Annotated in this window: 13 protein-coding genes and 1 pseudogene; 2 read left to right on the top strand and 12 right to left on the bottom strand. The window is 39.1% G+C overall.

What is annotated here, in order from left to right; translation table 11 throughout:
• Nucleotides 1-2 precede the first annotated feature (2 nt).
• Nucleotides 3-1,229, top strand: coding sequence for a nucleoside recognition domain-containing protein (locus tag E2H97_RS09710; protein WP_133408613.1), 1,227 nt, complete (start codon nt 3-5; stop codon nt 1,227-1,229).
• Nucleotides 1,230-1,496: 267 nt separating this feature from the next.
• Here the strand turns inward: E2H97_RS09710 and E2H97_RS09705 are convergent, their stop codons facing one another.
• On the bottom strand, nt 1,497-2,519 hold the full coding sequence (locus E2H97_RS09705) for an IS110 family RNA-guided transposase (RefSeq protein WP_133405709.1): 1,023 nt from the start codon (nt 2,517-2,519) through the stop codon (nt 1,497-1,499).
• 421 nt (nt 2,520-2,940) lie between these two features.
• Between E2H97_RS09705 and E2H97_RS09700 the strand changes: the two genes are divergently transcribed.
• Nucleotides 2,941-3,570: a YidC/Oxa1 family membrane protein insertase gene (locus E2H97_RS09700; RefSeq protein WP_133406951.1), complete on the top strand. Its 630-nt coding sequence runs from the start codon at nt 2,941-2,943 to the stop codon at nt 3,568-3,570.
• A gap of 43 nt (nt 3,571-3,613) precedes the next feature.
• Here E2H97_RS09700 and E2H97_RS18995 read toward each other — a convergent pair.
• From E2H97_RS18995 to E2H97_RS09645, 11 genes and pseudogenes are all read right to left on the bottom strand, one after another.
• A pseudogene (locus tag E2H97_RS18995) lies at nt 3,614-3,766 on the bottom strand (DUF2897 family protein); the annotation flags it as partial.
• Nucleotides 3,767-3,823: 57 nt separating this feature from the next.
• Nucleotides 3,824-5,158: a patatin-like phospholipase family protein gene (locus E2H97_RS09690; protein ID WP_170308277.1), complete on the bottom strand. Its 1,335-nt coding sequence runs from the start codon at nt 5,156-5,158 to the stop codon at nt 3,824-3,826.
• 143 nt (nt 5,159-5,301) lie between these two features.
• Nucleotides 5,302-6,039 (bottom strand): 3-deoxy-manno-octulosonate cytidylyltransferase, encoded by a 738-nt coding sequence (kdsB, locus tag E2H97_RS09685; RefSeq protein WP_133406948.1) that lies wholly within the window; start codon nt 6,037-6,039, stop codon nt 5,302-5,304.
• Between the two features lie 103 nt (nt 6,040-6,142).
• Nucleotides 6,143-6,757 (bottom strand): carbonate dehydratase, encoded by a 615-nt coding sequence (gene can, locus E2H97_RS09680; protein WP_133406947.1) that lies wholly within the window; start codon nt 6,755-6,757, stop codon nt 6,143-6,145.
• A 74-nt stretch (nt 6,758-6,831) separates the two neighbouring features.
• Nucleotides 6,832-7,512, bottom strand: a complete 681-nt coding sequence (locus tag E2H97_RS09675) for a M15 family metallopeptidase (protein ID WP_133406946.1) — start codon at nt 7,510-7,512, stop codon at nt 6,832-6,834.
• Nucleotides 7,506-8,636, bottom strand: coding sequence for a succinyl-diaminopimelate desuccinylase (gene dapE, locus E2H97_RS09670; RefSeq protein WP_133406945.1), 1,131 nt, complete (start codon nt 8,634-8,636; stop codon nt 7,506-7,508). Before dapE ends, E2H97_RS09675 begins: the two co-directional genes overlap by 7 nt.
• Nucleotides 8,636-8,977 (bottom strand): ArsC family reductase, encoded by a 342-nt coding sequence (locus E2H97_RS09665; RefSeq protein ID WP_484237560.1) that lies wholly within the window; start codon nt 8,975-8,977, stop codon nt 8,636-8,638. The genes dapE and E2H97_RS09665 overlap by 1 nt, the downstream gene beginning before the upstream one ends.
• Nucleotides 8,978-9,058: 81 nt before the next feature.
• A complete protein-coding gene (locus tag E2H97_RS09660) occupies nt 9,059-10,225 on the bottom strand; it encodes an acetyltransferase domain-containing protein (RefSeq protein WP_170308276.1) in 1,167 nt (388 codons plus the stop codon).
• A 93-nt stretch (nt 10,226-10,318) separates the two neighbouring features.
• Nucleotides 10,319-10,831, bottom strand: coding sequence for a PTS glucose transporter subunit IIA (crr, locus tag E2H97_RS09655; protein WP_133406942.1), 513 nt, complete (start codon nt 10,829-10,831; stop codon nt 10,319-10,321).
• 17 nt (nt 10,832-10,848) lie between these two features.
• Entirely contained in the window at nt 10,849-12,552 is a 1,704-nt protein-coding gene (gene ptsP / locus E2H97_RS09650) for a phosphoenolpyruvate--protein phosphotransferase (protein ID WP_133406941.1), read from the bottom strand.
• 23 nt (nt 12,553-12,575) lie between these two features.
• Complete coding sequence (locus E2H97_RS09645) at nt 12,576-12,833, bottom strand: HPr family phosphocarrier protein (RefSeq protein ID WP_133406940.1); 258 nt, start codon at nt 12,831-12,833, stop codon at nt 12,576-12,578.
• Between the last annotated feature and the right edge of the window lie 51 nt (nt 12,834-12,884).

The following is a 12,884-nucleotide window of genomic DNA, read 5'->3' as shown; positions in this document are numbered from 1 at the left end:
ATTTGCTAAACCGTATTTGGTGGTATTTCTTTGTTGTTGCTTTTGTGGTCATTATAGGCAAGGTTGCTTATGGTGATACTTCAGTCATTAGCGCTTCTGTGACAGCATTATTTGATAGCTCAAAGTTATCTGCCAATATCGCTATTGGTTTAGTAGGCGTACTAACCCTATGGATGGGGCTAATGCGTGTCGGTGAAAAAGCAGGGATGATCCGTTTGATCTCCAAGTTTACTGAGCCTTTACTTGCCAAATTAATGCCTGAAGTACCAAAAGGGCATCCTGCATTTGGCAGTGTGACAATGAATCTCACGGCTAATGTTCTTGGGTTGGATAACGCGGCAACACCACTTGGTTTAAAAGCCATGCAGGATCTACAATCCATCAATCCTGTAAAAACCGTAGCTTCAAATGCGCAAATCTTATTTTTGGTTCTCAATACCTCATCGGTAACGCTAATTCCAGTCACTGTATTTCTATATCGAGCACAACAAGGTGCCGCCAATCCCGCCGATGTATATTTGCCTATTCTATTAGCTACTAGCGCTTCAACGTTAGCGGGTTTAACTGCGGTAGCGATTGCGCAACGAATTTCATTATTGAATACCGTCATACTTGGTTACGGGGCGCTATTAATTGGTGGCTTGATGGCGCTGGTTGCTTATCTGACTACATTGAGTGCAGCTGCCATAGGTGAAATATCAACTGTGCTTGGTAATGGTATTTTACTGTGTTTGATTTTCAGTTTTATTCTTGTAGCTGGATATCGAAAAGTGGCTGTTTATGATGAGTTTATTGATGGTGCCAAAGAAGGCTTTGGTCAAGCGATTCAATTAATTCCATACATTCTTGCCATGTTAATAGCCATTGGCCTATTGAGAGCTTCTGGTGCGTTGGATGTCGCACTTCAAGCAATAGCAAGTGTTGTTAGCTGGTTTGGTTTCGATACAAGATTTGTTGATGCATTACCAACCGCCTTGATGAAGCCTTTTAGCGGCAGCGGTGCACGAGCATTAATGCTTGAAACCATGCAACATGATGGTGTTGATTCATTCGCAGGGCGTTTAGTGGCCATTATTCAAGGCAGTTCAGAGACAACCTTTTATGTGTTAGCGGTATATTTCGGATCAGTGGGTATTCGAAATGGTCGTCATGCCATTACCTGCGGTCTGATAGCTGATTTAGCAGGCGCATTAGCGGCAATAGGTGTTTGCTATTGGTTTTATGGCTAGGGCGTGTATATGGTCTCCTCCAATATTGCAACATAAAAAATAGTTTTTGACAGGGATAGGTTTGCGTTCGTATATCCGACTTCTCTGTTGAAACACTTGGGTTTCGAGCCTTGATGAACTTCGCACATATCGTCCTTATCGTTGACACGAGTTATGAACTCATCAGCCCTATCAGGTTTTCGATATGTCGGTCTTACCTGTTTGTCATCGGTTACTTTTTATTGAGCAATCCTTTGGAATGATTATAGTTAATATTGTTTCTTGTTATCAGGCTGCGTAATCGGCCTGATAACTACTGTCATTTATCATTAAAGCCCAACCCACACGAGCCATCTTATTCGCTAACGCAACAGCAGCTTTATTTCGGCCGCGAGTGCTTTCTAATTTCTTTATCCATTGAGCCAACTTGGTCTCTTTACCCACATTGGCTCTTATCACGGCTCTCGCTCCGTGTATTAACAAGGTTCGTAAATAACCATCACCCCGTTTACTTATCCCAAGAAGCTTATCTTTGCCACCAGAACTATGTTGCTTTGGAACCAAACCTAGTGAAGCTGAGACGCAGCGCCCATTTTTAAATTCACTACCGTTACCCACATGTTGATAAAACGCACTAGCTGTAATTGGCCCTATACCTGGAATGCTCTGTAATTTTACACAGGCTTCTACTTTGCTAAGCTCTTTGATTTTTTGAGTGTAAACATCCAAATGCTCTTGTAGCTGTTCCAATTTTTTATAATGCTGTTTTAGTAATTCTTTGAATAAGTTGCTGAGTCCGTTTTCTACATTTGCATCGAACAGCTCTGGTAACCTCTTATAAACGTTATGAATACCTTGTGGAATAACAATGCCGTATTCCATGAGTAATCCTCTAATTTCATTGGTATTCGCTGTTCTATCACGTTCACATTTTTTTCGCATAACATGAAGTGCTTGAATATCTTGTTGAGTGCGAGTTTTAGTTCGAATAAATCGCATCTCTGGTCGCACAACAGCCTCAGCTATGGCTAAAGCATCGTTGTAATCATTCTTATTGCCACGAACATAAGCTTTTACAAATTGAGGTGCGATTTGCTTGACGATATGTCCAAGCTTCTCAATCTCTCTTGCCCAATAATGAGCACTGGCACAAGATTCTAACCCCACTAAACATTTGGGTAACTGAGCAAAGAAAGGCAAAATGTCTTTCCTACTAAGCATTTTCTTTTTAACGATTTTTCCAGCTTGATTACAACCAACAAAGTGGCTTACGTTTTTTGCTAAATCCAGGCCTACTGTAGTAATCTTCATAGTGGTCTCCTCACTCTGTTAACTTGAATAATCTATTTCCAAGTCTGGCACATTGTGATGCCGATAAGAGGAGGAGACCATCTCATCGTTGATCTTTCTGGATTGAATTTTGTGCTGTTTGAGCACCTTTCTGTTCAAGGCGTGAGCAGTGAAGCTTAGTCATCTAAGTGAGCTGATCACAACACAGAACAGGAAGTGCTCAAAAGCATCAAGACAGCGTAAATTGGTCACTTCTGCCGCGTTATCGTTTGTTTATGTGGAGAAACCACACTTCACAAACTCTGCCTTGCATAAGATAACCAATTTATCGCTGCAAAAATAATCACGATAGTTCAACACGCCCTAGAGTTTTGCCGTTGACACTATTCAAATGATCGATTAACTTAGTTGACATAATATGTCTTAACTAAATGGAATTATCATGGATTGGCTATTTCAGTCAGCTATTAACACCTTACAATCAGAATTAACATTATCTTCCGGCCTAGCTGTAATTGTGTTTACTCTAGTAATACGCCTTATTTTAATGCCGATTTCTTTTGCATCTCTTAAGCAAACATTTTCGAATATGCAAAAATTAGCTGAATTAAAGCCTGAAATAGAAGTATTAAAGGAAAAATATTCTAAAGATCCTGTTTTACAATCCCAGAAACTTATGGAATTGTATAAATCAAACGGCGTTTCTCTAATGAGTAAAAACACTGTCCTAAACATGATGGTTCAAGCCGTTGTAGGTATTGGGATGTTCCAAGGCCTAAGTAATATTGCCTTGTCGGGCAGATTAGCTTGGATTGCTGATATTTCTAAGTCAGATATATTTTTGAGTGTGGCCGTTGCGTTTATAACAGGTCTATCAATGTATTTTATGCCGAGTGCAGCTGACAGTGTAAATTATGCAATGATTGCATTGATGAGTGTAGTCTGTTTGATCAGTTTGTTGAATGTGTCGTCTGCGATTGGTCTTTATTGGGGGACATCTTCAGTGATTTCTTTATTCCAATCCCTAGCTGCAAAACTGCTGTTTGAAAATAAGCGTCCTCTAGTTTTATAGTATTGCACATAAATATCACACCAGTTAGCTCTCAACTATCTGGTGTATTGTTATCTTTTTCCTGAGTTTTATCTTTATCTGAATCCGCTTTAAATTGAGGCATTTTGAATTTTGCACTGTACTTTAATACGGCGAGATTACTCATAATCACACCAACCACTAATAATATTATTAACCAAACTTCAAGAGTGCTCATAATCAGTTTCGTTTTGAACGTTTCGGTTAAGGTAACAGAAAAATAACCTGATACCAATTATCTCCATACCTCTTTACTGGCAAAACTATATTTCTCATTTGTGTATTTTCTTTGGGATTGGAGCTGTTGTTCTTTTGTTTGCGTTTTTGAGTCTGAACTACTGTTGAAAGCTTGGCGTTGTTTTAAAAATTCGTGGGTCTGTAATCTAGAATCATTCGATAATTCCCAGAATTTAATTAACCCTCTTTGGAAATCTTGAACACCGACATTCACCTTTAAAAAGAACAAAGTGACACTTGGATCTACGGTGGCTTGACGAATATCGAAGCGGTTTAACCTCATTACTCTCGATGCATTGAACCCAAGAACCAATGACGAGGCTGCTAGCTTTAACTCTTCTGCAATTACGTCTAAGCTAGACTGTTGTTGATCAGGTAATAAAACTTTTGGTGAATAAGGCGTAACAACTAACTTATTTAGTCCTTTTGCATAAATGTGAGGAGTATTATTTGTTAAGCCACCATCAAATAATTTTAGCGTTTTGGGAATACGAACAGGTGGTAAGCATTTGAAAGCAGAAGATGGAAGTTCAACGGGAGGCATTAATTTTGGCATGCTTGAACTTGCTATAGCAGCAGTGACTATAGGTACACTCGGCGTATTTTCAGCTGAAAATTCAATTTCGTATTTACCAAGTATACTCGCAATGATCGTCAGGGATTTCATATTCTGTGGGAGTAGCGAGGTATCTGCGGTGTTAGTACATGCGTCTACTAGTAATTGATGTTGTCTAAAATTTATATTTGCTATACACCGCCTTCCGTTTTCGCCGTGATATCTTTGGCCACTATCGTCTAGTAAAGGCTCTCCTTTAAATTTCAAGTATTCAGAAATAAATTGCAAATGTGGCTCACATACATGCCACAGAATAGTTTCTAACTGCGTATTCATTATTTCTTTATCGAACTTTGCTCCTGAAGATGCCATCCACTGCTGAGTAGTATTTATTGATGCACCAAGGGAAAGTGCAAATAAGACCATACCACCAATGCTGGTGCCTACTAGATCATTTATCGACTCTAATCGCTTAGTTGTATCAAGTTCTTCAATTAATCCGGCGTAGCCAGCGCCTTTTGCTCCGCCACCACTTAATACCAAACTGTCAAAGCGAAACGGTTTCGTTGTATCTGCGTTTTGATTCGACGAGCGAACATCTTCAGCTTCTTTTCTGTCAGAGTTTTGTTCTAAATGAAAGGGTAGCTGAGGAGAATGTTGTGATCTGACCTGATATTCATTTTTAGCGTATTTGAATTTTGGCTTAGTGAATACGGTTGCCGTTGCAGGGGCAAGTCTATTTGGTATTCTCGATAAAGTTGCTGATAGGGCTGCCATAGTCATTACCTTTTAGAAGCAAAGGCTTACATTAAAAGGTGAAATAGAAAAAATTAAAAATTAATTTAGATTCATTAACTTTTTGAGAAATGATATGGGGACAGAATATCAAGGTCACCTGAGTTCAGGTGACCGACAAACAGTTAATCTATTGCTAACCTAGCTTCGCATTTTTTAACGTCTTCTGGTGTATCCACTTCCTGAGAATTAAATGCACTAATGGCAATTTTGATCTTGTGCCCATGTTCTAATGCACGTAATTGTTCGAGTTTTTCAAGTTGCTCCAAAGTTCCATGCGGTAACTTTGCAAACATCTGAATAAAACGGCTGGTATAGGCGTACATGCCAATATGCTTGAATACAGGATACTCATTAGTATCACGACCAAATGGAATTCTTGAACGCGAGAAGTACAAAGCATGATGCTGATTATCAAAAACAACTTTGACTTGCATTGGGTCATCAATGTCTTTTTCGTTAGTGATTTGGTACGCAAGGGTAGCCATTTCAAACTCACCGGGGTGCTTTTCGAATAATGTGATTAATTGCTCGATTGAAATGGGATCAACTAAAGGCTGATCACCTTGTAAGTTGATGATGATTTCATCATCAGGTAAGCCAAGTTTTGCAATTGCTTCATTAATTCTGTCTGTACCTGTCGCTGCATCAGGATTGGTCATAACCACTTTACCCCCAAAACCTTCAACAACTGCTTGAATGCGTTCATCATCCGTTGCAACAACGATATTGGCTAACCCTTTCGCTAAAGAGGCACGTTCATATACATGTTGGATCATTGGCTTACCAGCAATTGAAGCAAGTGGCTTACCGGGAAAGCGAGTTGAACCATAACGTGCAGGTATGATCAGGGTAAAATTCATTTTTTCGCCTTTAGCTTTAATAAAAAATCTGCGAGCAATCATAACATTGGTCGCAGATTCGGTCTTTGTCTATTTTAAACTTTAGATAAAGGCTGGCTAATTATCATTCATATTGAGCCATTTTTCGATCGATAGTAACATCTAGATCATTCAGCAGACCGTTATCGATTCCGTATATCCAACCATGAACAGCCACGTCTTGACCATTTTTCCATGCGTGTTGAACAATAGTCGAGCTAGCAACATTGGCGACTTGTTCAATAACATTCAGTTCACACATGCGATTGAATTTTGCATCTTCGTCTAAATCAACAAGTTCTGCTTCGTGCTTGCGGTAAACGTTACGGATTTGATCTAACCAGTGATCAATGAGTCCAAAACGATCTTCATTCTGCATAGAGGCTTTCACGCCACCACAACCATAATGACCGACAACCATAATATGTTTCACTTTTAGTACTTCTACTGCGTATTGAATTACGGCTAAGCAGTTAATGTCAGTATGGATCACTTGGTTAGCAATGTTGCGATGGACAAATACTTCACCCGGCATAACGTCTATGATTTGGTTTGAAGGCACTCGACTATCAGCACAACCAATCCATAAGTATTCTGGGGTTTGCTGTTTAGAAAGTTTTTCAAAGAAGCTAGGGTCTTCTTCTTTAATTCGTTCTGCCCATTGGCGATTATTATCAAAAAGTGGTTTTAATAATTTCATTCTAGTTCCACTGTATAGTTGAGTGATTTGGTAGGGATTATATCAAGATAAAGGGGCTATGTGGTCTAGCCAATTTAAAATGCGATCCTGTATACGTAATTCTCCACTAATTGGTTCAATTGTTTAAGAATATCATTCTTCAAATGAATATCTGCTGCAGATATGACTGTATTGAAGTCATTTATATCAAACGCTTTAAGGTAAGTATCAGATACAGGGCGATAGCTTATATGCCAAGGCTCTGAACTCACGCCACTTTTCCCTGTTTGATAAGGATGCTCAAAACCAAATTTGGCAGAGTTTTGTTTCAACCACTGGTATAAATCGCTACAGGGACCATGCTCCGAATACTCATCAGTAATTAATTGGAGGTTGGCTTTAGATACGTTATTTACGTCATAAACATCAATATCAGTCCCCCAATGGTGGCGTGAAGCACCAGGTAGGGCAGACCACTGAAGAATGGCTCGCATTAACTGTGCTCCTGAAAGCTTGGCGATATCTATGGCTTGAGAATTGATGTCTAAGACAGGGCGCTTGCCCGAAGCTTTATTATTCCAAATATTAAGTTGTTGGTTAAAGTCTCGAAAACCTGAACAAATTGAAATGTTTATTCCATCATTTGAAGCTGCATTTGCCATGTTGACAAATGCAGTTGCCGTCTGACTTTCTAATAATATCCCATCAACATCAATTAAGTGGTCTTGTTGAAGGCCATAAAGATATGGATGCTTAATAGAAAGGTTTTCTAGCATAAAAGATTTTCCAAAATGGCTTCATAGCAATCAGATAATTGTATTAGATCATCGGCTTTTACGCATTCATTCACTTTGTGAATGGTGGCATTTACTGGGCCTAACTCAATGACTTCTGCACCGGTTGGGGCAATAAAGCGTCCATCAGATGTTCCGCCTGTAGTCAGTAATTGAGTGTCTCGACCCGTGACTTGTTTAATGGCTGTTTGGGTCGCTTCAACTAATTTTCCTTTATCCGTTAAAAACGGTAAGCCATTAAAGACCCAGTTCAAATCGTATTTGAGTTGGTGTTTATCGAAAATCGCTACAGTTCTTTCAATTAGTTGCTCTGCGGTAACTTCTGTTGAATAACGGAAATTGAACATCACGTCTAAATGCCCTGGAATTACATTAGACGCACCAGTGCCACCATTGATGTTGGCGATTTGAAAACTGGTAGGTGGAAAAAAGTCATTACCGTTATCCCATTCTTGATGACTCAGCTCTGCTAATGCATGTGCTGAAGTATGAACAGGGTTTTCTGCTAGATGAGGATAGGCAACGTGCCCTTGAATACCATGAACAGTCAAGTTGCCGGTAAGGCTACCACGACGACCATTTTTTACTACGTCACCCAACTCGGTTGTAGAAGAAGGCTCACCAACTAATGCCCAAGTGATTTTCTCATTACGAGCTTCTAGGGTGTCGATGACTCTTGTTGTGCCGTTAATAAATGGCCCTTCTTCATCACTGGTAATTAGATAAGCAATAGAGCCTTTATGGTTTGGGTTATTAGCAATAAATGATTCGGTTGCAGTGATCATTGCAGCTAAAGAGCCCTTCATATCAGCAGCACCACGACCATGGATATAGCCATCGATAAGTTCAGCAGAAAAGGGCGGATGCTCCCAAGCTGATTCTTTTCCTACCGGCACCACATCGGTATGACCAGCGAAGCAAAAAACGGGGCCATCGGTACCACGTCGCGCCCACATATTGGTGGTGTCTTCGAAAACCATGGTTTCAATGGTAAACCCCAGCTTTTCAAGACGTTCAGCCATTAATGTTTGGCAACCTTCATCTAGGGGGGTAATCGAAGGGCGTTGTATTAATTCTTGTGTTAACGATATGACAGGATGCGGCATTAGTTGAATAACTCTTGATATTGTTCAGCCTTAAATCCAATTTGAACTGAATTTTCAGTTAGTAATACTGGTCTTTTTATCAATGTAGGGTGCTCCAACATCAACTCAATGGCTTTTGCTTGATCAATATTAGTTTTATCCTCATCAGGTAAGGCTCTATAGCTAGTACTTCTTTTGTTAAAAAGAGCTTCCCAACCTTGCCTTTCCAGCCAATGATTGATTTCAGTCTTACTTAGACCATCTTTTCTAAAGTCGTGAAAGGTGTGTTCAATCTGATTCTCTGCTAACCATTTACGGGCTTTTCTAACCGTATCGCAATTTGAAATGCCAAATAAAGTAATTGCTTTCATCTTTCTTCGCTCTAAAAATGTAAAGCTGTATGGTAACTATCAAGAAGTCTAAAAGACAATAACTTATTTAAGTTAAATGTATTTTAAGATCCGGTATTGATGTTGCTTTTTAAATTTCAAATACCATTTAGCGATAAAATAGAGCGTTGTAGATAAACTCAGCCACACGACAAAAGCCCTAGAAAGGCTTTCTTGATAAGTGTCCGGCCAAATGAATGTTTTTGATTGTATCTGTGCGTCCATAAAATTTATGTAAGTGCCAAAACTGAGCTTTGACCAAAATAAAGATCCAATCAATAAAATAACCAGATGCGCAACATAGACAAACAAAGAGGCTTTGCCAATTGTAGAAAAGAATGAGTATTCATTAGCATTTTTTTTGTCCATGATGGCTAATAGAAGCCATGAGAAAGGTAGTGTTAACAATACAAAATCTAATGATAAAGGGTACTTAGTCAGGTTGATAAATGATAAAAAAGCATGTTGAGTATTCACCCAAAGTGAAGTGTCACCTAGCTTTAAAAATCTTAAGACTATAAATAGCGTAATACTCAATAAAGATAAACAAAACAGCCAGTTTCTTCGTTGTTGTGCTGGGAAATCATAAGTATGACCGAAGATGTAGCCTAAATACATAATTGAAAAGTAAGGGATTAGGGTGTAAACAGTTGAGAACCATTTCGGTGAAGTGCCTTTAGCTAGTACCGAAGGTAAATGCATTAAGTTCCATACCCAACTGAAGTTACCTAATTTTTCAATTAATAATTTATCAGGTAACAGATTATGAAAAGCGATAATTGTAACCATAACGATTGCCGTCGGAGCTTTTGGTAATTTCACTAAAAAAGCTAAGATAATCATACTTGCGCCAAGGGCTGAAATCACTTGAAAAATATAGATCGAATAGCCTGCTTGCCATATAAAATCAATCACTGTCGCTTCTAGAAGCAGTAAAAAAAGACCTCTTTTCAATAAATAATTGGACAACTCGTTACGATCATATTTACCTTCAAACTGATATGCACTGATGCCTGAAATAAAAACAAAACCTGGTGCGCAAAAGTTAGTGATCCATCGAGTGAGAAATAGAGCAGAAGAAGCGTGAGTTAAATCAGTTGGATAGAAAGAGGTTGCACTAAAAAAGTCTCGTGTATGGTCAAGTACCATTAGGACGATGAGAACACCCCTGACAATATCAAGAGAGTGTTTTCGTTTATGTATATTACTTAAATCTTCCATGTGAGCTTCTATAAAACAAAGCATTATGCTAACGAATAGAAACTTGAGACAAACTGAATGTATTTATGAAAACTCTGATGATTGTATAATGGTCTAATCTATATCAACGCTAAATATTACGTCTTCTCCAGCGGAGACCTTACCTAGGTTTTTATTGATGTTTTTTACATCTTCCATATTAGCGAGAACAACAGGTGTTAAAGTGCTTTCAACCTGTTCTGCAATATAGTCAAGATTAAACGTTAAAATAGGTTCGCCAGCCTTTACTTCTTGGCCTTCTTTAGCCAAACGGCTAAACCCATTTCCTTGTAATTCGACCGTACCAATACCGAAATGGACAAACAGCTCCAAACCATTTTCCGATTTGATATTAAATGCATGGTTTGTTTCGAAGATTTTTCCGATTTTGCCATCAATCGGAGCATGAATTGTTGAGCCTACAGGCTTAATTGCAATGCCATCACCAACAATTTTTTCGGCAAATACAATATCAGGAACTTGCTCAATAGATACAATTTCACCAGAAACTGGCGAATAGATGTCAACTGTTTGTGTTTGCTGCGGTGTTTTGTCAAACCACTGTTTACATTGATTGATAAAGCCCATTTTTCCCTCAAATGCTATCAAGTACGCGCATAAATTAATTGCTGCAGTGGTTGAATTCTCGTCTGCTTCAACGCTTTTTCAGCAAGCTCTTGGAATTGATTATAGTCACCAGAGCAGATTGTGGATTTAATCTCTAAAAATTTATTCAAATTTACACTCAGTTCGCTTAAGCCAAGACCGATTAACAATGGGACAACCTTAGGATCACTGGCTAATTCTCCACAGAGTGAAACACTAACATCGTATTGCTTGGCTTGAGTAACGATTAGATCAATGGTTTTTAAAATAGCAGGAGAAAGCGCTGGAAAAGATTTTGATAAACTTAGGTTACTACGGTCTGCCGCCATACTGTATTGCGTTAAATCATTGGTGCCAATACTTATGAAATCAAGTTCTGGGAGCATACTCGGCAAATTAAGAACCGCAGCAGGTGTTTCAACCATAATGCCAAAATCGAAATTTCCATAACCTATATCGTTATTTATCAGCTCTTGCTTACATTCCTCTATAACAGATTTAATCAGATCAATTTCTTCAACCTGATTGACCATAGGGAACATGATTTTAACCAAGCCATGATTTGTTGCCCTCATGGCGGCTTTCAATTGAGGTTTTAGATATTGAGGGTGATCCAATGAATACCGACAGCCACGAATTCCTAATGCTGGGTTTTCTTCTTGTGCAGCTTGCACGAAAGGTAGAGGTTTATCCGCACCAACATCTAAAGTTCGAATGGTCAGTGGCATACCATTTAGAATATGTAACGCATCGCAAAATGTTTGATATTGCTTTTGCTCGTTAGGGTATTCACTGTCATGCATAAGCATAAATTCAGTTCTGAATAGACCTACGCCAAGAGAGCCGATATCCTTGGCTCTTGTTACATCATTGATATTTCCGACATTAGCAAGAAGTGAAACGGAATGACCATCAAGGGTTTGTGTTTCTTGACCTGTTATGGTTAACAGAGCATTGGTTCTGGTCACTTCCTCTAATTGTTTGCGACGCAGTTTTTCAACAAGTTCATCATCTGGCATGTGATGCAATATGCCATCAATAGCATCAATAACTAGTGGTTGGCCATTGCGGATATTTAAACTTTGATACTGGCAATCTAAAAGCGCAGGGATGCCTGCGGCACTAGCTAGAATCGCAGTATGGCTGGTTATGCTTCCCGTTTCCAACACAATGCCACTGATGTATTTCGTCGGCAGCAATGCAAATTCAGCAGGGGTGATATCGTGGGCTAAAATAATGGTACTTTGGGTTAGGTAATCTAAATTCCAACTTAATGTACCATTGATTGCAGCGATGAGCCTTGAAGATAAGTGTCGAATATCTTGCCCACGACTGGCAATCATTGGATCTTGAATGCTCTCTATTTCATAGGCGTGAGTATCAAAGGTTCGTTGAACAGCAAGCGTTGCCGAATAGCGTTGATGTTCGATGCTATTAAGCATTTCGGCATGCAGCTCTTGATCGTCAAGTAATAATATATCGGACTCAATGAGCTGATAGTTTTCGCATTCGGGATTGAGCTGTTGAAGACTTGCTTGTAACAACTGGACAAGGTGCCGAACACCTTCTTTTAAGCGAGCTTGCTCTTCAGTGACTTCATGTTTGCGAAGCAGGTGTAAGTCAACTTTATAATCTTGCTCAATAATGTGTACAGCTTGACCAAATGCAAGACCAGTGGATCCAATAATTCCAGTTAATGACATAGTGATATCCGAATATAAGCGGATTAACTTAAGGTTTCGAGTAGTGTAGATACACTCTCAACGGCTTCTTGTGCATGCGCGCCTTCGGCAAAAACTTTTACTTCTTGCCCTTGATATAAGCCCAGAGTTTGCAATTTGAATAAACTTTTGGCACTGGCTTGTTTGCCATTACACTCCACAATGACATCACAATCAAATGTTTTAGCCGTTTTTACTAAGAGGGCTGCAGGGCGAGTATGAATTCCATGCTTGGCTAGGATGGTAATCGTTTTTTGGTACATTTATACGGCTCTAGTAACGCTTTTATTTTAGAGCCGCGTATTATCTTACAA

Source organism: Parashewanella tropica, assembly GCF_004358445.1.
In the GTDB taxonomy this organism is placed as follows: Bacteria; Pseudomonadota; Gammaproteobacteria; order Enterobacterales; family Shewanellaceae; genus Parashewanella; species Parashewanella tropica.
This window is presented reverse-complemented; position numbering and strand designations above follow the sequence as displayed.

Coding starts and splice junctions, on each gene's coding strand:
- E2H97_RS09705 (WP_133405709.1), bottom strand. CDS start 2,519: ATGAAGATTACTACAGTAGGCCTGGATTTAGCAAAAAACGTAAGCCAC.
- E2H97_RS09700 (WP_133406951.1), top strand. CDS start 2,941: ATGGATTGGCTATTTCAGTCAGCTATTAACACCTTACAATCAGAATTA.
- E2H97_RS09690 (WP_170308277.1), bottom strand. CDS start 5,158: ATGGCAGCCCTATCAGCAACTTTATCGAGAATACCAAATAGACTTGCC.
- kdsB (WP_133406948.1), bottom strand. CDS start 6,039: ATGAATTTTACCCTGATCATACCTGCACGTTATGGTTCAACTCGCTTT.
- can (WP_133406947.1), bottom strand. CDS start 6,757: ATGAAATTATTAAAACCACTTTTTGATAATAATCGCCAATGGGCAGAA.
- E2H97_RS09675 (WP_133406946.1), bottom strand. CDS start 7,512: ATGCTAGAAAACCTTTCTATTAAGCATCCATATCTTTATGGCCTTCAA.
- dapE (WP_133406945.1), bottom strand. CDS start 8,636: ATGCCGCATCCTGTCATATCGTTAACACAAGAATTAATACAACGCCCT.
- E2H97_RS09660 (WP_170308276.1), bottom strand. CDS start 10,225: ATGGAAGATTTAAGTAATATACATAAACGAAAACACTCTCTTGATATT.
- crr (WP_133406942.1), bottom strand. CDS start 10,831: ATGGGCTTTATCAATCAATGTAAACAGTGGTTTGACAAAACACCGCAG.
- ptsP (WP_133406941.1), bottom strand. CDS start 12,552: ATGTCATTAACTGGAATTATTGGATCCACTGGTCTTGCATTTGGTCAA.
- E2H97_RS09645 (WP_133406940.1), bottom strand. CDS start 12,833: ATGTACCAAAAAACGATTACCATCCTAGCCAAGCATGGAATTCATACT.